The organism is Pseudoclavibacter helvolus (assembly GCF_049707175.1).
Taxonomy (GTDB): Bacteria; Actinomycetota; Actinomycetes; order Actinomycetales; family Microbacteriaceae; genus Pseudoclavibacter; species Pseudoclavibacter helvolus_A.
Genome location: NZ_JBNAFM010000029.1, coordinates 1 through 23156 on the forward strand (window position 1 = coordinate 1; position 23156 = coordinate 23156).

Annotated in this window: 24 protein-coding genes and 1 tRNA gene; 10 read left to right on the forward strand and 15 right to left on the reverse strand. The window is 68.7% G+C overall.

The window, feature by feature from the left end; all coding sequences use genetic code 11:
* A partial coding sequence (locus tag ACPYN9_RS16545) for a DUF222 domain-containing protein (RefSeq protein ID WP_424467873.1) occupies positions 1–957 on the forward strand: 957 nt, incomplete at its 5' end.
* Between the two features lie 227 nt (positions 958–1184).
* Here the strand turns inward: ACPYN9_RS16545 and ACPYN9_RS16550 are convergent.
* Positions 1185–2423, reverse strand: a complete 1239-nt coding sequence (locus tag ACPYN9_RS16550) for a PucR family transcriptional regulator (RefSeq protein ID WP_424467875.1) — start codon at positions 2421–2423, stop codon at positions 1185–1187.
* A gap of 161 nt (positions 2424–2584) precedes the next feature.
* On the opposite strand from ACPYN9_RS16550, the gene ACPYN9_RS16555 reads away from it, so the two are divergent.
* Together ACPYN9_RS16555 and ACPYN9_RS16560 are read left to right on the forward strand one after the other, a co-directional pair.
* Positions 2585–3943, forward strand: coding sequence for an MFS transporter (locus tag ACPYN9_RS16555; RefSeq protein WP_424467877.1), 1359 nt, complete (start codon positions 2585–2587; stop codon positions 3941–3943).
* Between the two features lie 74 nt (positions 3944–4017).
* A complete protein-coding gene (locus ACPYN9_RS16560) occupies positions 4018–5364 on the forward strand; it encodes an ArgE/DapE family deacylase (RefSeq protein ID WP_424467879.1) in 1347 nt (448 codons plus the stop codon).
* A 61-nt stretch (positions 5365–5425) separates the two neighbouring features.
* On the opposite strand, the gene ACPYN9_RS16565 is transcribed toward ACPYN9_RS16560, so the two are convergent.
* The 3 genes from ACPYN9_RS16565 to ACPYN9_RS16575 all read right to left on the reverse strand — a co-directional run bounded on the left by ACPYN9_RS16565 (position 5426) and on the right by ACPYN9_RS16575 (position 7909).
* Positions 5426–6763, reverse strand: a complete 1338-nt coding sequence (locus ACPYN9_RS16565; protein WP_424467881.1) for an AAA family ATPase — start codon at positions 6761–6763, stop codon at positions 5426–5428.
* Positions 6764–7148: 385 nt separating this feature from the next.
* Entirely contained in the window at positions 7149–7469 is a 321-nt protein-coding gene (locus ACPYN9_RS16570; protein WP_424467883.1) for a hypothetical protein, read from the reverse strand.
* Between the two features lie 119 nt (positions 7470–7588).
* Complete coding sequence (locus ACPYN9_RS16575; RefSeq protein ID WP_424467885.1) at positions 7589–7909, reverse strand: ATP-dependent DNA ligase; 321 nt, start codon at positions 7907–7909, stop codon at positions 7589–7591.
* Positions 7910–8191: 282 nt separating this feature from the next.
* Between ACPYN9_RS16575 and ACPYN9_RS16580 the strand changes: the two genes are divergently transcribed.
* The 4 genes from ACPYN9_RS16580 to ACPYN9_RS16595 all read left to right on the forward strand — a co-directional run bounded on the left by ACPYN9_RS16580 (position 8192) and on the right by ACPYN9_RS16595 (position 10900).
* Positions 8192–8455: a hypothetical protein gene (locus ACPYN9_RS16580; protein WP_424467887.1), complete on the forward strand. Its 264-nt coding sequence runs from the start codon at positions 8192–8194 to the stop codon at positions 8453–8455.
* Positions 8456–8530: 75 nt separating this feature from the next.
* Entirely contained in the window at positions 8531–9319 is a 789-nt protein-coding gene (locus tag ACPYN9_RS16585) for an SDR family oxidoreductase (protein WP_424467889.1), read from the forward strand.
* Between the two features lie 64 nt (positions 9320–9383).
* Positions 9384–9800, forward strand: coding sequence for a hypothetical protein (locus ACPYN9_RS16590; protein WP_424467891.1), 417 nt, complete (start codon positions 9384–9386; stop codon positions 9798–9800).
* A complete protein-coding gene (locus tag ACPYN9_RS16595; RefSeq protein WP_424467893.1) occupies positions 9710–10900 on the forward strand; it encodes an alpha/beta hydrolase in 1191 nt (396 codons plus the stop codon). Before ACPYN9_RS16590 ends, ACPYN9_RS16595 begins: the two co-directional genes overlap by 91 nt.
* Positions 10901–10958: 58 nt before the next feature.
* On the opposite strand, the gene ACPYN9_RS16600 is transcribed toward ACPYN9_RS16595, so the two are convergent.
* Both ACPYN9_RS16600 and ACPYN9_RS16605 read right to left on the reverse strand, forming a co-directional pair.
* Positions 10959–11288, reverse strand: coding sequence for a nuclear transport factor 2 family protein (locus ACPYN9_RS16600; RefSeq protein WP_424467895.1), 330 nt, complete (start codon positions 11286–11288; stop codon positions 10959–10961).
* Between the two features lie 45 nt (positions 11289–11333).
* Positions 11334–12089, reverse strand: a complete 756-nt coding sequence (locus tag ACPYN9_RS16605; protein ID WP_424467897.1) for an SDR family oxidoreductase — start codon at positions 12087–12089, stop codon at positions 11334–11336.
* Positions 12090–12156: 67 nt separating this feature from the next.
* Here ACPYN9_RS16605 and ACPYN9_RS16610 point away from each other — a divergent pair, with 67 nt between their 5' ends.
* On the forward strand, positions 12157–12864 hold the full coding sequence (locus ACPYN9_RS16610; RefSeq protein ID WP_424467899.1) for a TetR/AcrR family transcriptional regulator: 708 nt from the start codon (positions 12157–12159) through the stop codon (positions 12862–12864).
* 18 nt (positions 12865–12882) lie between these two features.
* Here the strand turns inward: ACPYN9_RS16610 and ACPYN9_RS16615 are convergent, their stop codons facing one another.
* From ACPYN9_RS16615 to ACPYN9_RS16625, 3 genes are all read right to left on the reverse strand, one after another.
* Entirely contained in the window at positions 12883–13254 is a 372-nt protein-coding gene (locus ACPYN9_RS16615; protein ID WP_424467901.1) for a RidA family protein, read from the reverse strand.
* Positions 13255–13351: 97 nt separating this feature from the next.
* Positions 13352–14395: a zinc-dependent alcohol dehydrogenase gene (locus tag ACPYN9_RS16620; RefSeq protein WP_424467903.1), complete on the reverse strand. Its 1044-nt coding sequence runs from the start codon at positions 14393–14395 to the stop codon at positions 13352–13354.
* Between the two features lie 79 nt (positions 14396–14474).
* Positions 14475–16475: a BCCT family transporter gene (locus tag ACPYN9_RS16625; protein WP_424467905.1), complete on the reverse strand. Its 2001-nt coding sequence runs from the start codon at positions 16473–16475 to the stop codon at positions 14475–14477.
* A gap of 175 nt (positions 16476–16650) precedes the next feature.
* Here ACPYN9_RS16625 and ACPYN9_RS16630 point away from each other — a divergent pair, with 175 nt between their 5' ends.
* Positions 16651–17121, forward strand: coding sequence for a YbhB/YbcL family Raf kinase inhibitor-like protein (locus ACPYN9_RS16630; RefSeq protein WP_424467907.1), 471 nt, complete (start codon positions 16651–16653; stop codon positions 17119–17121).
* 87 nt (positions 17122–17208) lie between these two features.
* Positions 17209–18057, forward strand: coding sequence for a phosphatase PAP2 family protein (locus ACPYN9_RS16635; RefSeq protein WP_424467909.1), 849 nt, complete (start codon positions 17209–17211; stop codon positions 18055–18057).
* 13 nt (positions 18058–18070) lie between these two features.
* Here ACPYN9_RS16635 and ACPYN9_RS16640 read toward each other — a convergent pair whose 3' ends face one another.
* From ACPYN9_RS16640 to ACPYN9_RS16665, 6 genes are all read right to left on the reverse strand, one after another.
* On the reverse strand, positions 18071–19090 hold the full coding sequence (locus ACPYN9_RS16640; protein WP_424467911.1) for a carbamoyl-phosphate synthase large subunit: 1020 nt from the start codon (positions 19088–19090) through the stop codon (positions 18071–18073).
* Positions 19087–19287: a hypothetical protein gene (locus tag ACPYN9_RS16645; RefSeq protein ID WP_424467913.1), complete on the reverse strand. Its 201-nt coding sequence runs from the start codon at positions 19285–19287 to the stop codon at positions 19087–19089. Before ACPYN9_RS16645 ends, ACPYN9_RS16640 begins: the two co-directional genes overlap by 4 nt.
* A gap of 102 nt (positions 19288–19389) precedes the next feature.
* Positions 19390–20745: a hypothetical protein gene (locus tag ACPYN9_RS16650; RefSeq protein WP_424467915.1), complete on the reverse strand. Its 1356-nt coding sequence runs from the start codon at positions 20743–20745 to the stop codon at positions 19390–19392.
* Between the two features lie 63 nt (positions 20746–20808).
* The gene (locus ACPYN9_RS16655; RefSeq protein ID WP_424467917.1) at positions 20809–21138 is read right to left on the reverse strand and encodes a hypothetical protein; all 330 of its coding nucleotides are present in this window, start codon (positions 21136–21138) and stop codon (positions 20809–20811) included.
* Positions 21139–21476: 338 nt separating this feature from the next.
* Positions 21477–21548, reverse strand: a tRNA-Gln gene (locus ACPYN9_RS16660).
* Between the two features lie 93 nt (positions 21549–21641).
* Positions 21642–23114: an APC family permease gene (locus tag ACPYN9_RS16665; protein ID WP_424467919.1), complete on the reverse strand. Its 1473-nt coding sequence runs from the start codon at positions 23112–23114 to the stop codon at positions 21642–21644.
* Positions 23115–23156: the final 42 nt, after the last annotated feature.

Consider the following 23156-nt stretch of genomic DNA (forward strand, 5'->3'; position numbering starts at 1 on the left):
GACAAGATCGCGGCGGAGCGTGGGTTGTGGTGGTCGCGGCGCTCGGACGGCGCGATCACGGGGAAGTTCGTCGCGACGCCCGAGCAGGGCGACCAGCTGATCTCGGTGCTGGATGCGCATCTCTCACCCCGACGGGCGGTCGAGTTCCCCGCCGCCTCCGCAGCGACGGGGTGTGGGGAGCCTGTCGCACCGGCACTGGGCGCGGAGGGAGCGTCTAGCGGCGCCGGAACCGACGGCGACGTGCACGGGCATGACGACACTGGCAGCGGCGGCGTCAGTGTCGACGGCGACACGAACATCCGCGATGGCAGCGCCGAGAACGATCCTCCGCTCGAGGACACTCGTACGACCCCGCAGCGGCGCATCGACGCGCTCGCGTCCGTGCTCGCCAGTTACGCCGAGTCGCCGAACGCGCCCCGGATCGGTGGGGAAGCACCCACGCTCGTGATCGTGACCACCGACGCCGGAATCGCCGGCACCGCGACCCGCCCGGAAGACGTGCCGCATCTCGAGCACACCGGGGAGCCCGTGCCCGCGTCGTTCGCGGCGAAGCTCCTGTGCGACGGGTTCGTGCGCGTCGCCCGCCAAGCCCCGAACGGGGAGATCCTCGACCTCGGCCGGCGACGGCGCCTCTTCACCACCGCCCAACGCCGAGCGATCTTCATACGAGACAAGCACTGCCGAGCCCCGGGATGCAGGGCCCCCGCCCGGTGGTGCGAAACCCACCACGCCCAGCCCTGGAGCGAGGGCGGACCCACCGACGTGCACCACGGCATCCTGCTGTGCTCGTTCCACCACCACGAAGTCCACCGCGGACACTTAAACGTGACCCACGGACCGGACGGCCGATGGCGAGTCATCGCCGTTGTCGGCCACTACGTCAGACGCCGACGGCCACGACGACGCCTCCCCGCGCGCACCGACGCACCACGACCCGACTGGAACCCCAGAACATGAACCCGAACATGCACCAGAACATGCAACGACAGGAACCGGAAGCACCCGCACTCAACCGCGCCCGACGCCCCTCCCATCATCAGCACCCACCCCGCAGGGAGACAGAGGGCGGACCAAGGAAGCGCGGGGCACAGCGGCTCGGAGTAACGCCACGCGGAGCGACGCAGCGCGACGCAGGGCAGGACCTGGCAGGTCCGGGCAGCACAGCGCAGGGCAGGCGAGGCCAATCAGAAGAGCTGCTCCGGCGCGCTCCTCGCCGCCGCCAGCACCAGCCGGATCGTCGCCGCATCGTCCGGCACCGTGGGGTCGAGCCCGGTCACCGACGCGAACTTCGCAAGCCGATTCATGATCGTGTTCCGGTGGCAGAAGAGCGCCTTCGCCGCCCGCGAAGCCGACCCTGAACCCAAGTACACCTCAACCGCCTCAACGAGCAGCGACCGCTCCGACGCGTGCAGCTGCGAAAAGTCCCGCAGCGCGTCATCAGCCAAACTCACCGCCACAGGCCCAAGGCGCCCAACCGCCAAGCGAGGCCAATGCTGCGCCAAGCTCGCCGCCTCCCCCGGCACCGCGAACTCCGCCAACTCGCTCGCCAACCGCCACATCACACTCAACGACGACAACGTCGCCGCCGACTGCGACACCCCAACCTGCAGCCCCGCCAATGCCGCGAACACAGCGGCCCCCGAACCCGGCCCCGCACCCGACCTGCCGCCACCACTAGCACCAGCAGCACCAGCAGCACCAGCAGCACCAGCACCAGCACCCGCACCCGCACCCGCACCAGCGATCACCGCGAACTCCACACCGTCCAGCCGAAGGCACACCGCATCAGGGAACACGGCCCGCACATCCGCCGCGAACCCGGCTGCCGCATCCTGATGCGCCACGACGACCCAGTACGGGCCGACCAGGGGAATCTCCAGCGCCTCCGCCGCCTGCACGTGCAACTGCGAGTCATCGACACCGCCCCGCAGCAGACGCCGCAACAGGAACGCCTGCTCCTGCTCAAGCTCCGCCTTCACCTGGCCGAGCTCCAGCATGTACCCCGACTGCACGCTCGTCGTGTGCGCCTCGACGACCTCCCAGATCGCGACCACGTCGTCCGAAAGCCGATCGGCCTCACCAGGCAGGCGATCGTTGAGCGCCTGCCAGATGAACCGGAAATCCATGCGCACCGCCCGCAGCAGCGACTCCAGCGGCACCCCCTGGCGAACCCGCTTCCGGCCGATGTCGCGCGAATGCGCCCGCAGCTCATCCTCGAGCCGCTCCCCGGCAAGCTGACGGAACATGAGCCCGAGGGTCGTGAACGCCGTGCCGTGCACGTCACGCTCCGCGACCACCGACTCCACATAGCCGGTGAGCGTACGAACCTGCCGCACGTACGACGCAGTGATCTCGTCGAGATCCTCGAGGCACGAACTGATACCGCGCTGCAACGCCGCCGAAACAGACGCGTCATTCACCATCGAAAAACCGATCCATATTGTGCATTTGCCCATTCTAGGCGCCCAATCGAGTGGGCCTGGCGATTGCCGAACGCTGTCAAGTCGGGGTTCCATAGACACACCAACGTCACCGCTGACGTGCACGTTCACATGCAGGCCATTCCCCCAACATCGGAGCCACCATGTCCAGCAACACCCAATCGCCCCCGCCCCTCCCAACGCCCGGCGGCCCCGTCGTCGCCCCGAAGGTCAGCCTCAAAGACGCCAGGCGCATCGCCTTCGCTGCCTTCGTCGGCACCGCCCTCGAGTGGTACGACTACTTCCTCTTCGGCACCGCCGCGGCCCTCGTCTTCAACCGCCTCTTCTTCACCGACCTCAACCCGGCCGGGGCAACCCTCGCCGCCTTCGCCACCTTCGGCGTCGGCTTCGCAGCCCGCCCCATCGGCGCCGTCGTCTTCGGCTGGATCGGCGACCGCTACGGCCGCCGCCCCGCCCTCCTCACCACGATCGTGATGATCGGATGCGCGACCGGACTCATCGGCGTCCTCCCCGACTACCTCGCGGTCGGCATCGCCGCCCCCATCATGCTCGCGGTCCTCCGCCTCGTGCAGGGCTTCGCCGTCGGTGGCGAATGGGGCGGCGCGACCACCATCGCCATCGAGCACTCCCCCGAGAAGATGCGCGGCCGCTTCGCCGCCCTCGTGCAGATCGGTTCCCCCGTCGGCACCCTCGTCTCCTCCGGCGCCTTCGCCCTCGTGCTCATGATGCCGCCCGAGGTCTTCGACGCCTGGGGCTGGCGCCTCCCCTTCCTCCTCGCCTTCCCGCTCCTCGGCATCGCCCTCTACATCCGCCTCAAGGTCGAAGAGTCCCCCGTCTTCCAGGAGCTCGCCGCCGCCGGCGAGCAGGTCAAGGTTCCCGTCGTCGAGCTCTTCCGCAAGTCGGGGCTGCGCCTCCTCGTCGCCGTCGCCGCCGCCATGCTCGGCGTCGGAGGCTTCTACATGATGACCACCTTCGTCGTCTCCTACGGCACCAACGTGCTCGAAGTCGACCGGCAGGTCATGGTCAATGCGACCCTCATCGCCGCCGTCCTCCAGATCGGCGTCACGATCTTCGCTGGCCGCCTCGCCGAGCGCTTCGGCCCAGGGCGCATGACCGTCGTCGGCGGAGCCGCGACCGCCGTCGCAGCCTTCCCGCTCTTCTGGCTCATCGACACCGAGAGCCCGGTGGCCATCATCGCCGCCGTCAGCATCGGCATCGCCCTCATCACGCTCAGCTACGCCGTCACCGGCGCCCTCCTCGCCGAGCTCTTCCCACCCCGCCTCCGCTACAGCGGCGTCTCCCTCGGCTACAACCTCGCCGGCGCCATCAGCGGCTTCCTCCCCCTCGTCGCCACCGCCCTCATCACCGTCGGCGACGGATCCTCCTGGCCCGCCGTGCTCGTCCTCATCGGCATTTGCCTCGTCACCGTCATCGGCGGCGCATTCGGCGAGCGGATGCGCCTGCGCGACGACGTCGTCGAGATCGACGAGAACGCGTCCTGAACGCCCACCCGCATCCGCCCCTCATCCCGGGCACAGCAGCCCGCGCAACCTCCACGCGAAAGCAGGACCCGACCATGACCACCTCACTCCCGAACTCCGCCACCGGTTCCCCAGAGACCTCCAGCGCCACGCCCACGACCGCCAGCAACCTGACCGAGGAACAGCGCCAGCGCATCCTCGACGCCGTCGACGCCGCCTTCGAGCAGCAGGTCGCCTTCACGCAGGAACTCGTCCGCCACCCCTCGCTGCGCGCCAAGGAGTCCTCAGCCCAGGACCTGCTCTACGGGGCCATGGCCGGCCGCGGCCTCACCATGGACCGCTGGCAGCTCGACCCCGAAGAGCTCACCGCCCACCCGGGCGGGGGCGCCGTCGAGATCTCCTACGACGGCCTCGAGAACGTCGTCGGCACCTTCGCCCCGAACGAGGAACGAGGCAACTCGCTCATCCTCAACGGGCACATCGACGTCGTCCCCGAAGGGCCGGAAAGCCACTGGGCAAGATCCCCCTGGGACGCGACGGTGCGCGACGGCTGGCTCTACGGGCGCGGCAGCGGCGACATGAAAGCCGGCCTCGTCGCCAACCTGTACGCCTTCGACGCCGTGCGCGCCGCGGGGCTCACTCCGTCCGGGCGCATCCACTTCGAGTCCGTCGTCGAAGAGGAATGCACCGGCAATGGCTCCCTCTCCGCGCACCTCCGCGGCTACACGGCCGACGCGGTGCTCATCCCGGAGCCCGAAGAGGACATGCTGGTGCGCGCCAACACCGGCGTCATCTGGTTCCGCCTCCGCGTCGACGGCAAACCCACGCATCCCCGCGAGATGCAGACCGGATTCAACGCCATCGACGCCGCCTACTTCGTCATCGGCGAGCTGCGGAAGCTCGAAGCTGCCTGGAACGCGCAGCAGGGCCAGCACCGCTACTTCGAGGAGCTCGACCACCCCATCAACTTCAACGTCGGCAAGATCCAGGGTGGCGACTGGGGGTCGAGCGTGCCCGCCTGGTGCGAGGTCGACGTGCGCGTCGCCCTGTACCCGGGCATCACGGCGGATGCGGCCTGGTCGGAGATCACGGATGCGCTGGCGGCCGTCACGGTGGACGGCAACGGCAACGCCATCGTCACGACGGCGACCAAGACCGGCTTCTTCGCCGAGGGCTACGTCCTCGAAGAGGGTGGCGCCGCCGAGCAGGCCCTCGAACGCAGCCACAGCGCCGCCTTCGGCGGCGCGAAGCTCGAGTCGTTCGTCACTCCCGGGTACCTCGACGGTCGCGTCTTTGTGCAGTACGCCAACACCCCGGCGCTCGTGTACGGCCCCGTCTCCGAAGCGATCCACGGCTACGACGAGCGGGTGAACCTCGAGTCGGTACGCCGCATCACGAAATCCATCGCGCTCTTCATCGCCGAGTGGTGCGGGGTCGAATAGCGGGCCGAGCACGAGCCGCCGGCCGCATGCCCTCGCTCAGCGGGTGTGCGGCCGGCCTCGCCTAGTCGGCCCGCAGCTCAACCCTCCGCAGCGACGCCCCGTAGAGCGCGACCAGCGACGACTGCAGGCTGTACTGGCCGACGTCGTAGGGGCCGACGTCCGCGCGTGGTGCCGCCTCGTAGGCGCCCGCTTCCTCGCGGGCCAGCGCGAACGGCTCCCCACCCCCGACCACGACGAGGTGCCGGGTGCACGCCAGGAGTCCGGCCGCCGTCAGCAGGTCGAGCCCCGACCCGCCATCGACAACCAGCGAATCGACCATGACGCCACGCGTCAGGCTCCCCGCGAGCTCCGCACTCGAGCTCAGCACCACCGGGTAGTCCCGCAGGAACGCCTCGAGTTCCTTCCAGTAGCTCGCCGCCGCGTAGTCCCTGCGCACCCTACCCTCGTAGCGGTGCCGCAGCGCCGCCTCGAGCACCCCCGCCGACAGCGCGAGGTGCTCGTCGACGAGCTCCGGAGCCCCCATGCGCTCGACCGCCTGCGCGGCCACCGAGAGCTGCCCCTCGAGCTCCACGAGCCTGCACCGGTAGAACTCCGCCTGCGCCTCGACCAGCGGCCGAGCGCCCCCACGATCGGAGGCCGACGCGTCCCCGCGATCGGACGCCGACGCGTCCCGCTGGAAGAACGGTATGCCCGAGAACCGCGCCGCCTGCTCTGAATCCCCCTCGCGCGGCACAAGCTCCGCGAGCTCGGGATGCGCCGCCGCGAGCCGAGGCAGCACGGTCAGATCCGGCTCGCGTCCCGCTGCGGCGGACTCGCGGAAGCGGTCCAGCTCGAGCCGACAGGCCGCGACCTCCGCGTGCAGCTCCGCACGCCGCCGCTCCGCCCGCTGCGCCTCGAGGAGGTGCTCGTCGACCCAGGCGAGCCTTCCGGCAGCGTCCGCCGCGGCGCCGGCCCCGCTGCTTGATGCCGACCCGACTCCGCCGGGCGCCGCGCCCCGGCTCGCCGCAGCCAGGAACTCCGCGAGCGCCTCGTTGCCAGATGCCTGGCTCGCGAAGAACGCATCCCGCCGCTCGGCCGCTCCGAGGCCCGCGAGCGCGACGCCCATGCCAGCCTCCCGCAGCCGTTCGCGCACCTCCTCGACACCGGCGTCGTCGGCCGCGACGACGGCCACACTGGCGCCGGGCTGTGCGAGCAGGTTCGCGACGACATTCGCGACGACCTGCGTCTTTCCCATCCCGGGCCCGCCCTCGACGACCGACACCTGAAACGAGAGGGCGTGCTCCACCGCCTGCCGCTGGCTCAGGTTGAACGGGAGAGGAAAGAGGCGTGGATGCGGATGCTCGCGTGCCACCACCGGCGCTCCGTTCACGTAGCGCGCGAGCACGCTCTCGCGGTGCACGGGCGCGAGCCTCGCGAATGCCAACCGTCTCGACGGGGCCCCAGGAATGCCCTCGACCACCGAACCCCAGTGCGCAAGGACAGCTCGCTCTCGGTCGCCGCTCGCAAGCGATCCCTCTCCCGACGGATCGCCTCCGACACCTGCAGCACGCGATGCAGCAGCGCTCACCTGACACCCCTCCCCCGACGCGTCCGCACCCCAGTCACCGCAGCCAGCTCCGCGGCCCCGGACTGACGGAGCGTTCACCTCTTGCAGACGCTAGCGCAGCGATACCCCGAAGGGTCCGCTTCCGCCGGTCAGCGCAGGACGATTGTTGCGGGGTAAATTCTGGCGACCGGCACACCATGCGCGACGCCCACCACTGGCCTCGAGCACCCGAGACCGCTCAGCGCGTACCTGGCTCGCGCATCCACTCGTCGCCGTTGCCGCTCAGCGACTCCTGCACGGCTTCCTCGGCGTCCGCGAGGGCACGCTCCGCGGCGTCCAGCTCGAGTTTCGTCGCCCGCTCAGCCTCGAGCCGCTCTCGGTCGGCGGCCTGCCGGTCGGCGCGTTCCCGCAGCGACAGCGACTGGGAGTCCGGAAGCTGCAGGTCCTCGCTGCGGAGGGCAGCGAGCCGCGCACGCAACTCCCTCGTTCGCAGGTACGCCTCACGCACGCGGAGCATCAGCTCCGACTGCTGGCCTGCTTCGTCCATGCTCGCGGTCACACAGAGAGCCTAGATGGTTCCGCGGGCCGGGAATTCCCCGGCGAGCGCACCAGCCGTGCCACCTCAAGCAGACCGGGAGACTCCGTCCCGAGTCAGCGGTGCGAGAGCGCGCCAGTGCCTCAGCGCGCCAGCACGCCAGTGCGCACCGGCTCCTGGCAGATCCGCACGCCAGACGGGGAGTTCGCCGAGCCGATGATCTCGCGCACCCACTCGTCGTTGATGGCCGGCAGCCGCCCGCCGATGAAGCGGAACCGAAGGTCCGTTGCGGGGCTGATCCACAGCGTCTCCCGCCCGCTGCCCTGGCTGGCCGGCCGCGACATCGAGAACGCGACGCTGTGGCCGGCCCGCAGCAGGCTCAGCAGCGCGATCTTCAGGTGCACGAGCGGACGGTCGTCGATCTCGAGCTCGTGCCCTTGACTGCCGTAGTACATGAATCCCATGGGGTCACCTCTGGGTTGTGAGAAACCAAGGCGAGAGGATCCGACTCGACCACTCGGTGTGCGCCCGAACGCAGGAACGAGGGGCAGGGGGAAACCGGTGTCCTCGGAGTCTCGCACGCGCCAGGCCGCATTGCCATGCCGCGACCCAAGCTCACAGCATCCGGTAGCCGACCTGCGACCGGCTTGTCAATGCGGTTGCCGTCGCGTCCACCTCGGGGTTGGGTGGGCCCGTCTCATCCGAGAACACCCCAGACCACACCACCATCCTCCCGGAGGTCCCCGTTGTCGTACCGAGTGCACATCAACGGTCGCGACTTCACCGTCCCCGCTGAGGCCATCGCGGAGCTCCGAACCCAGCTGCTCGCGGCCGCCCGGGCCGGGGGCGGCTTCGTCGACCTCCCCCACCCCTCCTCACCGGGCACGTCGGCGCTTGTGCTCCCCGAGTCGGCGGTCTGGATCGAGCCCGCCCCCGGCGAACTGCGCACCGACGACCGCAACGTCGCCGCGGACATCGCCTTCGTCGACGTGGATGCGCCCCGCCCGTAGCCGAGGGCGGGTGCTGCCGGACTCGCGGACGCGCCGGGGACCCCCCCGCCCGCCTCGCACGCGTACGGTGGTGCCATGACGCAGGCGACTGAGGCACGGGAACGCAGGGTCGCGCTCATCACCGGCGTCGGGCGGAGGCGCTCCATCGGCGCCGCCCTGGCCGTCGGCCTCGCCCGCGACGGATGGGACCTCGCACTCAACTTCTGGCAGCCGTACGACAACCGGGTGGGCCTCGACCGCTCCCCCGACGACCCTCGGGACGTCGCCGACCTCTGCCGCGACCTCGGCGCATCCGTCGCCCTCATGGAAGGAGACCTGGGCGACCCCGCGGCACCCGCCGCGATCGTCGGCGAGGCCAGCGCGCTCGGCCCGGTCACCGGGCTCGTCTTGTCGCACGCCGAATCGGTCGACAGCTCGATTCTGACGACCACCCTCGAAAGCTGGGACCGCCACTTCGCCGTCAACTCCCGGGCGACCTGGCTGCTCATCAAAGCGTTCGCGGAACAGCTGCCCGTCGTGTCCGACGCCGGCGAGGCTCGCGCCAGCATCGTGGCCCTCACCAGCGACCACACCGTCGACAATCTGCCCTACGGCGCCAGCAAAGGCGCCCTCGACCGCATCGTGACCGCCGCCGCCTTCGAGCTCGCCGACCGGGGCGTGCGCGCCAACGTCATCAACCCCGGGCCGATCGACACCGGGTGGATGGACGACGCCACCAGGGCCTGGTGCACCGACGCGACGCCTGCCGGTCGCCTCGGAACCGCCGACGACACGGCGAACCTTGTGCGGTTCCTGCTCTCTCCCGCCGGTGCCTGGGTCAACGGACAGGTGCTCTCGAGCAACGGCGGCTTCAAGGGCGGCTGATCGAGGCGACCACGTCGACCACCCACCGCACCCGCCGCCGCCGCCGCCGCCGCCGAGAGGAATCATGCCAGCCTTCAACGAACCGAAGTCGACCGCCCGCATCTGGCTGTGGACAACCATCGTCGTGATCCTGGTCTCGCTCGCCTTGGCCCCCGTGCTCACCTCCACGACCTGCTACGATGCGGTCGACCCCGCGCTGACGCGCTGCGAGACGTCCCACCTCGGCTTCGCCGGCAACCCCACCCACCTCGTCGCGTGGCTGGCCGCCGTCGCCTCGACCGTGCTCGTCGGGTGGATGGTCGCACGCCGCAGCAGAGCGAACCGCTCGACGCGAAGCGAACGCGTGGAGCATCCGGCACCACCCAGCCGACACCCTGCTAGCTTGAGCCCGTGGCCCCGCAGATCCCCCCGCAGCTCGCCGACCGGCACGCGCGTCACCTGCGCCGCCCAGCCACCGACACCACGCCCGCGTTCGACCTGACGTACACGCGATCCGGGCCGCGAGCATCCACTCCCGTCGTCGTCATCCCCGGCGGCCCAGGCCTGGCTTCGCTCCTGCCGTACCTCGGCTTTCGCAGGCGTGCCGCGCAGGGCGGCCTCGACGTGATCATGGTCGAGCACCGCGGCATCGGCTTCTCACGCGCCGACACACGGGGCCGCGACCTGCCCGCGTCGGCGATGACCATCAGCGACGTCCTCGACGACATCGCGGCCGTGCTCGACCACGAGGGCATCGCAACGGCGCACATTGTGGGCGCCTCCTACGGCACCTACCTGGCATCCGCGTTCGGCGCCCGCTTCCCCGAGCGGGTGGCCGGCATGCTCCTCGACTCGGCCCTGCAGTCGGCCGATTCCCTGAACCTCGAACGTCGCACAGTGCGCGAGCTCTTCTGGGACGCGGACACCGCGACCGCCGAAGCAATCCACGTGCTCATCGACCAGGGCGTCGACTCGCGCATCCTGCTCGACGTGGCGCGCGCCGCCTACGAGCTCGGCGGCGACGAGCTGCTGCTCCCCGTGCTCCGCCAGCGCGCGAACCACGCGCACACGGCCGCCTGGAGCGCCCTCCAGCTCTACGCCACCCGCGACCGGTCCATCGCCCGCTTCCCCGGCATCTACGAGTTCGACCTCACCGGCGTCATCGGGTTCCGTGAGCTCGGCTACGGCGGGACCCCGGACGGCCTCCCCCTCGACCCCGCCCTCACCTACTCGGAGATCGCCGACCTCTTCCCCACCTTCGCGGGCGAGCCGTTCGACCTGGGCGCCGAAACCCCCAAATTCTCGTGGCCGATCGTGCTCCTCGTCGGCACCCGAGACCTGCGCACCCCGCCACCCATCGCGCGGGGCGTCGCCGCGACCGCCCAGGACGCCGTGCTCGTGCACCTCGAGAACGGACACTCCGCCCTCGAATCGCATCCGCTGGCGCTCCTGAACGCCATCCGCGCACTCGTCCGGGGACGCGAGCACGCGCTCCCCGGCGCGGCCGCCGCACTCAACCGGCTGCCACGCCGAGGACTCGCCGCGCGCATCCCGGAGCTACTCGGAGCCGCCACCCTCATCGAGAGCACGATCCGGCCGTAGCCCCGGCGCGCGCACACTGCTGGACGCATCGTGCGCACGCCTCGTCCGAGGATCGGCCTCAGCCCTCGCGGATCGTCATCGACGCGATCTTGTCGCCGTCGACCACAAACCGAAAGAGCGAGAACCCATTCGCGAAGGAGCTGCGCCAGTCGCCGACAACCGTGATCGTCTCTGCATCGTGGTGAGCACGCTCGGGTGTGAACGTGCCGCTCGCCCCGAGCAGCTCTCGGTCGCTCCAAGCCACGATCGCGTCGATGCCCTCGTACCTCGTCCCCCAGTCGTCGACAAAGGCGTGCCGGCTCCAAGCACGACGGAACGCGATCTCGTCCTGGCCATTGATGGCGGCGATGAACGACACAACGGGTTCAGGAATGTGTAGTGCGGTCATGACCTCTCCTCTGAGAACGCTGATCTCGTGCAGTCTCAACGACTCTCAACGAGTGGTGTACCCACCGTTCGCGAAGAGGGTCTGCCCAGTGATCCACCAGCCTTGCGTGGCCAGGAACGTCACGATCGGAGAAATGTCCTCGATGCGAGTGAGCTGATTGCCGAGGGCTTGCGACTGGTGGTAAGCAACGCGCTCCGGCGTCTCCTGACCATAGAAGAACGGCGTATCCATGGGCCCGGGTGCGACCGCCGTCACCGAGATACCACGGCTCGCGAACTCCTTCGCCGCTGCGCGCGTGAAGTGCTCGACCGGGCTCTTTCCTCCGGCATACGTCGAGTAGCCATCGGTAAACGCAGCGAGCAGCGACGTGACGACGGTGATGATTTTCCCCCCGTCCGCAATCTGCTTGCCGGCCTCCTTGATGAAGAAGTAGGCGACCTTCGAGTTGACGTCGAACATCGAGTCGTAGTCGTCCTCGGAAGTCTCCACGATGGGCTTCCGCAACACCTTGCCGACCGTGTTGACGGCCACATCGATCGTGCCGAGCGCCGCAGCGGCATCGACGAAGAGCTTCTCAACTGTGGCGGGGTTCGTGAGGTCTCCGGTGAGGATGACGCCTCGACGCCCGAGCGCCTCAACTGCCGCGAGGGTCTCCTCCGCGGCTCCCCTGGTGGCTTCCGAGTTGTAGTGGATAGCGACGTTTGCACCGGCTTCGGCGGCCTCTCGGCTAATGAGACCGCCAAGGTTCTTGGCGCCCCCGGCGACGAGAACGTTCTTGCCTTCGAGTGTGATGTTGGACATGGATCCCCCCATGATGTATCGACTATATATTTTCGTGTATCAGAGATACAGCGATTACTATAGCAATATGTCAGAGCTCCCGCGCCTCGATACCCGAGAGCGACTCCTTGACGCCGCAGCGGACCTCATCGCCGCAGCGCCGGGCGAAGACTTCTCGTTGCGCGCAGTCTGCGATGCGGTTGGTGTCAAGATGCCCACCCTCTACCACTTCTTCGGCAGCAAGAACGGACTCATCGAAGCCGTCATCGACCGCGGCTTTGACCTCTACATGCGCCAGAAGAACGCGCAACCCGAGAACGACGACCCCATCCAGGAGATCCGGACTGGTTGGGATACGCACGTCGAGTTCGGCCTCGACAACCCGGGCTTCTACACCTTGATGTACGGGAAGGTCAGGCCCGGGCATTCCCCCGCAGCACAGTCGGGCCCGAGCCTGAAGCTGCTGTCGCTCGCGCAACGCGCGGCGGAACAGGGGCGACTGGTCGTCGAGCCCGAGCAAGCTGCCGCGCACATCCTGGTCACCAACATCGGCGTCACCCTGCGGCAGATCGTGCTCGCCCAACCCGACCAGGCACTCAGCAACAACGTCCGCGAGGGTGCCATCGCAGCGATCACGGGCACCTCAGCGTCACCGTCACCCGGTCCCGAGCAGACGATCACGCACCAGGCACTCGAGATGGCCGCGGCGACCCCCGGAACCCTGAGCGCCAACGAAACCAGGCTCCTCGCAGAGTGGCTACAAAAACTCGCCTCCGCGACGACCGCGAAGAGGTAGCGACTGGGCCGACGCCCGCTACGCGCCGATGACCGCGTCGACCTCGACCTCGAGCAGCAGGTCCTTCGCGACGAGCCCCGCGGTGCCGATGAACGCGCACGCGGGACGGATGTCACCGAAGACCTCGCCGTGCACGGCGCCGACGGCCTCGAAGTCTCGCTCGATGTCGACGAGGAACACGCGGGTGCGCACGACGTCAGCGAGGCTAGCCCCTGCCTGCTCGAGCGCGGCACCGATGCGCTCGAAGATCTCCCGCGCCTGCTCCTCCGCGTCGACACCGGGCGCCGTCGTTCCCGCCACGAAGACCTGGTTACCGACCTTCACGGCCCGCGAGTAGCCGACCGTCGCCTCGTAGGGCGAGCCGGAGGAAATGTTCGTGCGTTCAGTCATGGGGGGCTCCTTCGAGTGGGCGGGCGCTCCGTTTTTCATGGTCGGCAGCGCACGGCAGGCATTATCAGGATCGAGCATGCCACGGAACCGAGCCGACTCAGCCGTTCGGTGCGACGAGCACCTTCGCGTGCTTCGTGTTGCCACCCTCGAGCTCGTTGAGGAGCTGCGGCAGCTCATCGAGCGTGATGACGCCCGTGATGAGCGGCCCGGCCTCGACCGCGCCGTCCGCGAGCGCCCGCATCGCCCCGAGGAAATCGCTGTGCGTGTAGGCGAGCGACCCGATGACCGTCAGCTCGCGCGACTGCCAGTCGCCGTACGAGACCTGCGACTCGGTCATGGGGTAGCCGAGCAGCGCGAGCGTCCCGCCGCGGCGCACGAGCTCGGCGCTGGCTTGAAAGAGTCCCGCGGCGCCCGTGCACTCATAGAGCACATCCGCTCCCCGCCCATCCGTGACCGCGAGCACGCGTGCCTGGAACTCGCTGCCTGGTTCGAAGACCTCGGTGAAGCCGAGCGACCGTGCCGTCTCGCGGCGCGCCTCCGACGGCTCGACCACGATGACAACCCCCGCGCCCGCGTGCCGAGCGTGCTGCGCGGTGAGCAGCCCGATCGGGCCCGCGCCCTGCACGACAACAACCGCGCCGAGCTCCTGCTTCGCCCGTCGCACGGCGTGGAACGTCACGGCCGTCGGCTCCACGAGGCCCAGCTGCTCGTCGGACAGCTCGTCGAGCGCCCGCTGCACGCGACGCTCGGAGACCAGCAGGTGCTGGGCGAACCCGCCGTGCTCCGGCGCCTCCGGGTCGATTCCGTTCGCCTCGGCGAAGGCCGTGTCACACTGCTCCGTGTGGCCGGCGCGACACATCGAGCACGCCCCGCACGCGGGCCCCACGCTCGCGACGACTCGGTCGCCGGCCGCGACCGTCGCAACCCCCTCGCCCACCTCGACGACGCGCCCCGTCCACTCGTGGCCGAAGACGGCCTTCGGGATGAACTGCGGCGCGCTGTACCCGTGCGTGTCGGTCGCGCAGACCCCGCAGTAGCGGATGCGCACGAGCACCTCGCCTGGGCCCGGCGAGGCGAGTTCCTCATCACGGAGCTGCACGGTGCTCGGGGCGTTCACTGAGGCGATTCGAGTCTGGGTCACGAGCGCCCATTCTACTAGCCGCGCACCTAGCGAAGAGGGGCGGGCTGCGACCCCCGCCCCTCTGGACAGACCGGCCCGGCTACTCGATCGCGTCCCGCACCGGCGGCGCCGCGATGCGCCCCTGCTTCCCGTCACCGCCAGACTCGATGGCCTCAGCACCGCCAGAGCCAGCGGCGCGGGGCGCCGGCTCGTTCGATGACGATCCCGCCACCGAACTGCCCTCCTCGGGCTTCACGACATCGAGCATCCCCGTCGTCGCCTCGGTATACCACTCGGTGAGCGCCGGATCCTCCGAGTCGAGCCACGCACCAGCGCCGTGCTCCGCCTCGACGACACTCGCCCCGAAGACGAAGTCATCGCCGTGCTCGGCGATGCCGGCACGCACCCCCTCGTCGATGGCCTCCTTCGCGTACCGGCGGCGCATCATGTACGGGTCCATCCGCAGATCCTTCGCCCAGGCCCACATGATGCCCATCACGACAAACGCGAACGGCAGCGCCGTCACGACCATGATCGCCTGCAACCCGGAGAGCGCATCCCGCCCGCCGGCCAACAGCAGCGAGGCCGCGATAAGGCCGAGCATGAGGCCCCAGAAAATCGTGACCCAACGCGACGGCACCGGCTTGCCCTGCTGGCTCATCGACCCCATCACCATCGACGCCGAGTCGGCCGAGGTGACGAAGAAGATCACGATCGACACGAGGGCAACGAGACTCGTGACGAGCCCGAACGGAAGCTCCTGCAGCAGCGCGAACAGCATCAGCTCCGGCGAACCGGCCTCGCTGATCGGCACCCCCTGCGACTCCATCCACATGCTTGTTCCGCCGACGACGCCGAACCACAGCATGCAGATGATCGACGGCACCACGATGACGACGGTCACGTACTGGCGCAACGTCCGGCCGCGTGAGATCTTCGCGATGAAGAGGCCAACAAACGGCGTCCACGAGACCCACCACGCCCAGTAGTAGGTCGTCCACGCCTGCATGAACGCCTCAGTGTCGCCGTCCATCTCCGCGTTGCGCATGAGCATCGTGCCGAGCTCACCGAAGAACGCGACGCCGGATGCGGGGATCAGGTTCAGGAGCAGCAGCGTGGGACCTGCGATGAAGATGAAGACGCCGAGCAGTCCCGCAACCACCATGTTGACGTGGGAGAGCATTCGGATGCCGCGCTTCACGCCCGAGACCGCCGAGAGGATGAAGAGGGCGGTGAGCACGGCAATCGTCGCGATCAAGAACCCGTTGCCGAGCTCACCCAGGCCGGTCACGACCTGCACGCCCGACGCGATCTGCAGGGCACCGATCCCCAGCGAGACGGCCGTGCCGAAGAGCGTGACGAGAATCGCGAACACGTCGATGATCGGACCAAACCAGCCCTGCGTGCGCTGCGAGAAGACCGACTCGAAGAGCGCTGAGATGAGCGGCGCCCGCCCCCGCCGGTACGACGCGTAGGCGATCGCGCCGCCCACCAACGCGTAGTAGGCCCACGCCATGGGCCCCCAGTGCAGCACCGTCTGCGCAAGCGCCGTGTGCATCGCGTCGACCGTGGCCGACTCGACGTCGAAGCCGTGCGGCGGCGCGAGGAAATAGGTGAGCGGCTCCATGGGGCCGTAGAAGAGGAGCCCGATGCCGATGCCTGCGGAGAAGAGCATCGCAATCCACGACACCATCGTGAACTCCGGCTCCTCGTCGTCGGCGCCGAGGCGCACGCCGCCCGTGCGGCCGTAGCCGACGACCAGCATGAACACCGCAACGGCGATCGTCAGCACCGAGAACAGCCAGCCGAAGCTGCCCGTCACCCAGTCGAGCGACGCGGTGCCCACGGCCGAGAGGCTGTCGGGCGAAACAAGCGCCCAGGCGATGACCGCGATGACGCCGGCCCCGGCGATGCCGAAGACCGACCAGTTCGTGCGGAACGACCGCCCGGTCTGCTCAACGCCGATGCCAGGAACGAGGGCGGGATGCATCGGGCCGGGGTCGATGACCTCCCGCAGGATGCGCGACACCGGTCGGCGCTGCGGACCGAACGAGGTGGGCTGCGGTCCGGACGAGGAGGGTGGTGTGTCCTGTGAGGTCATAGCGCGAAGAATGTCCGTTTCTCTCGGGGGAAGGATCTCTCGGGGGAAGGCAAACGGGGTGCAACGTTACCCGAAGGGCCGAGGAACTTCGGAGGCTGCCTTGCCAGACTGGCCGCGAACCGCGCACGCGCCTCTCGCGAGGCGCACCGCATCCATCCCCCCTTCCCTCCCCCGAATGCAGAGGACCCTCATGCCCCTCAACATCGCCGACCTCACCATCAGCAGCCCGGACTTCGAGCCGCGCACACGCCTCGCCGACGAGTTCACGGCGGAAGGCGGCAACGTCGCGCCGCGCCTCGAGATCACCGGCGTGCCCGCGGACGCCATCGAACTCGCGCTCATCGTGCACGACCCGGATGCGCCCCTGCCGCTCGGCTTCACGCACTGGATCGTGTACGGCCTCCCCGCCCACGACGGCCCCGTCGACCTCGACGCCGAGAACGTGCGGATCGGCGAGAACAGCGCCGGCAAGCGCGAATACATGGGTCCGCGGCCACCAGCCGGCCACGGCGAGCACCACTACTTCTTCACGGTCTACGCGCTCGACCACCACGTCGAAGGCACCCCGTCCCGCGAAGAGTTCCTCGACGGGTACGGGCGCGCCATCGTCGAACAGAACCGCATCGTCGGGCTCTTCTCGAACTGACGCGCCGGATACCGTGCTGCGGACACCGCCCGGCACCGCATGCCTGGCCCGGCCTACGCCCAAGGAGCCGGGCCTAGTGTTGGTGCGGTGACCCACCACGACGACCCGACGCAGGGGGTCCGAGGCGAACTTGCCCAGGACACCACCATAGATAACCGCGCCCGCAAGCCATCGACGTCGAAGGCGGGACGCTCCGTCGAGCGCGGGGTACAGGTCGTCGGGGACAAGGTCGGACCCAACGGTGCGCTGCTCCTGCTGCTCGCGCTCGGGCTGGCGATCATCGTCGGCCTAAGCGTGCTCGCCACCGAGATCTACGAGAGCGTCACCGACAGCGACGGCGTCGCCGGCCTCGACCAGCCCCTCCTCGACTACGCGATCACCCTCCGCTCGCCCGTCGCCGACGCCATCATCACCGGGTACACCGACATCGCCGGGCAGATCGGCATGCCGATCATCGCCGTCGGCACGCTCCTCGTGCTCTCGATCAGACGCAGATCGTGCACCCCCGTCATCTTGATCGTCGCCGCGGGAGGCGGGTCGCTCCTCATGACCGTCGCCGGCAAGAACCTCATCGGAAGGGTGCGGCCCGACCAGGCCGAAGCCGTCCCACCCTACGAACACTCCGCGTCGTTCCCGAGCGGGCACACCCTCAACGCAGTCGCCGTCGTCGGCATCATCGCCTACCTGCTGATCCTGCGGCGGCAGACGAAACGAGCCCGCGTGCTCATCGCCCTCGGCGCCGTGGTCTTCGCCATCACCGTCGGCCTCTCACGCGTCTACCTCGGCCACCACTGGTTCACCGACGTGCTCGCCGGCTGGGTGCTCGGCGCCGCATGGCTCGCGCTCGTCATCTTCGCCCACCGGATCTACCTGTCGATCCGCGAGCACCGGCACGCACGCCAGGTGGCTTCGCACGCCGGACACACACCGGATTAACGCCAAGCCTCGGTCAGACGCGCTGCGCGTGCACCGCCTCAAGTGCCTCGCGATCTTCCGGCAGCATCCCGTCGATCGGCTCGCCGTTCCACACGATGTCCGCGCCGAGCGCGGCGAGCAGCTCCTTGCGCTCCCCCTTCGAAAGCTCCGCGCCGTGCACGATCGTCGCGGGGCTCCAGAGCATGGCGAGCTCGTCGTGCCAGCCCGCCCCGATGTCGCGGACGTGCAGCAGGTCGTGGAGCGACTTCGGCAGGTGCTTGATGGGCTCGGCGAACGCATCCGCGAGCACCGCCAGCTTCACCTGGCGCTGCACGCCGGGCGCGACCACAAACGGCTCAGGGTTTGAGCCCGTGAACGCCTCCGAGACCTCTTCGGCCTCAAGCAGGATGACGCCGCTCGTCGGGCGCGGGTTGCACTCGATGGCGAACAGCTCGCCGTCATTGTCGACGAAGTCGAACGACAGCTGCCCGGTGTAGCTCGGGTCGAGCGTGTCGACGAGCTTCTGCGTGTAGTCGAGGGTCTCCGTGCTGTCGATCGCCTCGAAGGAGATGCCCGTGCTGTGCGCCCACTGCTCTGGCGCACGGTACGTGCAGTGCGCGGTCACGCGGCCGTCGACCACGATGCTGTACGTGCAGATCATCGGCCCGTCGACGAAGGGCTGCACAAGCCACGGCTGATCGGGCGTCGGCACGGCGTCGTCGACCGACATCTTGCCCGCCAGCGGGCCCGTGTTCGTGAGCAGCCCGACGCCGCCGCGCGAGAACGCCGCGCGCGCGAAGAACTTCGGGTACTTGTCGATGGCCGCCCGAAGCTCCTCGGGGCTGTTCGCCACGATCGTCTCGGGCACGGGAACACCGGCCTCGACGGCGAGGCGCTTGAAGCTGGCCTTGTCGTGCAACTTCGCGAGCTGCTCGAACCCGCCCGTGAAGACGCTCGTGCCGTCCGGCAGCTCGTGACCGCGCGCCGCGAGGTAGAAGGCCTCCTCGAACGTCGGGATGATGACGTCGATCTTGTGCTCCTCCGCGATGTTCACGAGGTCAGCGATGAAATGAACTCGTCCGTCTGGAACCTCGGCGAGCTCGTCACGAAGTGCCCTGCGAGGAAGCGGGAGTGGTTCCCGATCGCCCCGTCGTAGGTGTCGCTCGCGAACACGGTGTGCCCGGTGCTCCCGAGCTTGCGGATGATATCGAGCGCAAACGTGTTCCGGGAACTGGTGACAAGTACTCGCACGGGGAGATCCTCTCGACGGTGAACAGCGGAGTCATGCCAGCCTAGTGAAGTCCCCCTCACGCGCTCGACCCCAAAGTGCAGCGCGCCAGGCGGCGTGGCACGCTATCGCACGGTGAACGCCTTACAGCCGAGGTTCGTCATCGCACCGCTGCCCGCGATCGCCACCGCACACGTCGCGTGACCACCGGGTGCAAGCTTCACCCCGGCCCAGAAGGAGTGGTTCCCCGGAATCCACGGGAGGTAGGGAGTCGGGCCATTCGCGGAGACCGCTGTCACCCACTTGCCGTCGACGAGGATCGCGACGGAGATCGCATCCCGCAGACGGTCCGGGTCGTACGCCCAGCCGTAGACCGCGGTCGTGCGGTTGCCGATGTCGGCGATCGCCATGCTTCCCACCGGTGGCGTGGGCTGCGCCACCGTCACTGACTTGCACGCCGGGTAATGGTGGTTGCCTGCCCCGAAGCCCACCGCCACAGCACAGATGAAGTGGGAGCCTGGCTGCAGGTCGAACGTCCACGAGTAGGTGTGCTGCCCTGGGATGCCGTACTGGAACAGGTGCGTCGACGGCTGCGACGCCATGGTCGCGCCCATCCAGGTCGCGTTGATGGTGACACCGACCGGAATCGAGTCGAACATATCGGAGTAGTCGAATGCCGTACCCGAGACGGTCACCTTGTGCCCGCTCACGCGCACGTCCATCGTCGACGTCGCGTCGAAGCGCGCCATGGCCTTGCCATAGGTGTTGCCATCGCGTACGAAGGACGCGAAGTACTTGGCCGTGATGGTGCGGCCGACCGGGCTCAAGTGAGTCTTGTCGATCGACGAAGCCCAGAACGACGACGGGTTGAACCCGCTGGCGATGGCGTTCAGGTCAGACTGTCCACGAGTGATGCCGGCATCGTAGAGCGCGCCGTTCGACAGGTAGTCGGAGAGCGGAATCGTCTGCGAGCCGAAGTTCTGCACGATCCAGTTGTTGACCTGGATGCGGTTGTGCGTGCGGATCGCTCCGTGCCCTTCCCACGCGGGTGGAACGGTCACCACGTAGTACGGGGCGTTCGAGATGCTCTTGTGCAGGTTCACGATGGCTGCGATGTCGCGCTTGATCTGCTCAGGGGCGAGCAGGTTGTTCGTGCCTGCCCAGATGATCGACGCGGCGCCAGCGAGCGGCTTGTCGAGCGATTCCAGCGCCGTCCCGGCCTTGGCCAGAGTCGCGGCACCCGCGGAGGTGCGGGTGAACCTCCACTGCAGCGACTGCTCACTGAGATCGGGACGGTGCGTGATGCGCCCGTCCACTCCGTTGATGCGGACGTCCATGACAAACCGCCCGAAGTCGGCGGCCGAGACCGGCATGCCAGAAGGCTGGCCGAGCAGCACGCTGCCCGAGGCGGGGATCGTGACGTCGCGCGCGAGCGACAGCTGGTAGACACCGGCCATCGTGGCGATCGCCGGACTCGTCATGCCCCCATCTGCGTTGTTGATGACCGTAAAGCCCGGCAGCGCCGACCCCATGACACCCGTCGCTCAGAGGCTGTTGATCATCGAGTCGCCGTAGCACTGCACCGTGTTCGGCGCGGCCGCGCGAGGAAGCTCGATTGGCGTGGCGGTCGGCGTCGGCGTGCCGGTCGGCGTGGGAGTGGCCGTCGGGGATGACGGCGTGAGCTCCTGCGTCGGCTCCTGCTCAGGCGACGTCGGTACCGGAGGCGCCGCTGGGTTCGGCGGCGCCTCGGGCCCCGGGGTCGACGGCGACGGCGACGGCGACGGCGACGGCACCTCAGGCGATGGGTCCGGCGCGGGTGGAATCGTTTCGCCGACCAGAGGTGGCGGGCTCGGCGTCTCGGTTGGCTCAGTCACCTCGACAGGAGGCGCTAATGGAGCGGCAACCGCCGGGGCGAGTGCACCCCCGCCCACGAGCACCCCTGACAGGCACACGGCCACAACCACACGCTTCAGCATTGAACGCACGCGAAGTCCTTCCCTCACCCTCGAGGCGCGAACGCCACCCCCCAACGATGAAAGTAGCAGCGGTGCAGACAGCGCGAATCCCCGTGGAACCAGGGGCTCAGGGGATTCAGCCACCACCGATACCGGGACGGCACGTCGACGCGGTCGCAAACGCGAAAGGCCCCGCACTGCGGGGCCTTTCGCGGGAGAACATGCTCAACTCCGAGGAGGAGCAGTGTTCGCTATTGCTGGGGTACCTGGACTCGAACCAAGAACAAAGGTACCAGAAACCTCCGTGTTGCCAATTACACCATACCCCAATGGCACCGAAGCGCCTCAGAGAGCATAGCGCACTCCGCGATGGTGGACAAATCAACGCATGGGTTCGCGTCGCGGCACGAGATGTACCTCGACTACCGGCCTGTGCTCCCGCCCTCCCCACCCGACCGCGCCAATTTCCTCTCCACGGGGTCTGCGACGAGCCGGCGCCCCGTGACCCGACGCACCAGGTACTCGAGCACGAAGCTCAGGACAAACACCACCAGCAGCGTGATCCACGTGCTCGCCGGACCGGTCGAGATCGTGTACCCGAGCAGCAGCGCGAAGAGCGCCGCGTTCAACCCGATCGCGGTGACAAGCGGCCACAGCTTCGCGCCCGTGTGCGTGCGCACCCGAATGTGGCCGACGCTCACCGCCCCGTAGATGATGAGGAACGCGAGACTCGCCATCTGCCCGACCGCCGCCAGCGGGAAGAACGCGACAAACGCGATGGTCAGCGCGGCCGACGCGAAGAGTCCGCCGGTGCCGCCCAGCCACACCTTCTTCTGGAACTCCCGCGGCAGCTGACCCGTCCGAGCCATCATGTACGCGAGATTGGCGTCGCCGAAGAGCGTCGCGTTGACGCCCGACGCCGTCGCCAGCAGCGCGGCCGCTCCGATCACGACGAAGCCGACCTTGCCGAAAATGGACAGGCCCGCCTCGGCGAGCACATGCCCCTGGTGCTGTTCGACCTCGGGCAGCGACAAGATCGTCACCACCAGCGTCGAGACGACGACGTACACCGCGACCACGATGATCAGCGACAGGTACATCGCCCGAGGGAGCTCCCTCGACGGGTTCCTCATGTCGGCCGCCGAGTTCGTGACCACCCCGAACCCCTCGTAGGTCACGTAGAGCAGCCCGGCCGCGAACAGCACGCCGAGCATCCCGCCCTGGCCTGCCTCCTCGAAGATGAACTTCGGGTCGGCCTTGAAGAGTCCCGCCACGATGAACGCCAGCAGAATCAGCAGCTCGATGGCGATGACAAACTGCTCCGACCGCCCCACCAGCTTCGACCCGACGAGGTTGATGACGACGACCAGCAGCACGAGCCCCGCACCGAAGGCCTTCGCCGCCCACTCGGGCGCATCGAACGGCAGCATGCTCACCGCGTAGCCACCGAACCCGACCGCATACAGCGACATGGCGATGATCCAGCCGAGGAACTGGAACATGTTGAGCCCGCCCGCGACCACCGTGTCACCGAAGCAGCGGATGAGGAACTGGCCAGCCCCGCCGCGGCTCGGGAACCTCGCCCCGAGCTTCGCGTACGAGTAGACGCTGAACGCGGCGACCGCGCCACCCACGATGAACGCGACGGGGATCCACACCCCGGCCGTCGTCGCCGCGAGCCCTAGTAGCGTGTACAGGCCAGCGCCCATCATGCCGCCGACACCGATCGCCGTGCCGCCCAGCAGCGAGATTGAGCCCTTCGGCTTCGCTGGTGCAGTGCCGGGGCTTGCGGTCGGGGTCTGGCCCCGGCTTGCGCTCTGGCTCTGGCCATGGCCCTGGCCATGGCGGCCCACGAGGTCGTGCGAGGCAGCGGATGCGGGAGTGCCGGTGCTCATGGACGGCTCCTTTCCGAAGGAGCGCAGCCCGTCTCGAGCAGG

Bases quoted from the DNA above. Each gene is read 5' to 3' on its own strand.
- ACPYN9_RS16550 (WP_424467875.1), bottom strand. From the start codon at position 2,423: ATGGTGAATGACGCGTCTGTTTCGGCGGCGTTGCAGCGCGGTATCAGT.
- ACPYN9_RS16555 (WP_424467877.1), top strand. From the start codon at position 2,585: ATGTCCAGCAACACCCAATCGCCCCCGCCCCTCCCAACGCCCGGCGGC.
- ACPYN9_RS16560 (WP_424467879.1), top strand. From the start codon at position 4,018: ATGACCACCTCACTCCCGAACTCCGCCACCGGTTCCCCAGAGACCTCC.
- ACPYN9_RS16575 (WP_424467885.1), bottom strand. From the start codon at position 7,909: ATGGGATTCATGTACTACGGCAGTCAAGGGCACGAGCTCGAGATCGAC.
- ACPYN9_RS16585 (WP_424467889.1), top strand. From the start codon at position 8,531: ATGACGCAGGCGACTGAGGCACGGGAACGCAGGGTCGCGCTCATCACC.
- ACPYN9_RS16590 (WP_424467891.1), top strand. From the start codon at position 9,384: ATGCCAGCCTTCAACGAACCGAAGTCGACCGCCCGCATCTGGCTGTGG.
- ACPYN9_RS16600 (WP_424467895.1), bottom strand. From the start codon at position 11,288: ATGACCGCACTACACATTCCTGAACCCGTTGTGTCGTTCATCGCCGCC.
- ACPYN9_RS16605 (WP_424467897.1), bottom strand. From the start codon at position 12,089: ATGTCCAACATCACACTCGAAGGCAAGAACGTTCTCGTCGCCGGGGGC.
- ACPYN9_RS16610 (WP_424467899.1), top strand. From the start codon at position 12,157: ATGTCAGAGCTCCCGCGCCTCGATACCCGAGAGCGACTCCTTGACGCC.
- ACPYN9_RS16615 (WP_424467901.1), bottom strand. From the start codon at position 13,254: ATGACTGAACGCACGAACATTTCCTCCGGCTCGCCCTACGAGGCGACG.
- ACPYN9_RS16625 (WP_424467905.1), bottom strand. From the start codon at position 16,475: ATGACCTCACAGGACACACCACCCTCCTCGTCCGGACCGCAGCCCACC.
- ACPYN9_RS16630 (WP_424467907.1), top strand. From the start codon at position 16,651: ATGCAGAGGACCCTCATGCCCCTCAACATCGCCGACCTCACCATCAGC.
- ACPYN9_RS16650 (WP_424467915.1), bottom strand. From the start codon at position 20,745: ATGACGAGTCCGGCGATCGCCACGATGGCCGGTGTCTACCAGCTGTCG.
- ACPYN9_RS16665 (WP_424467919.1), bottom strand. From the start codon at position 23,114: ATGAGCACCGGCACTCCCGCATCCGCTGCCTCGCACGACCTCGTGGGC.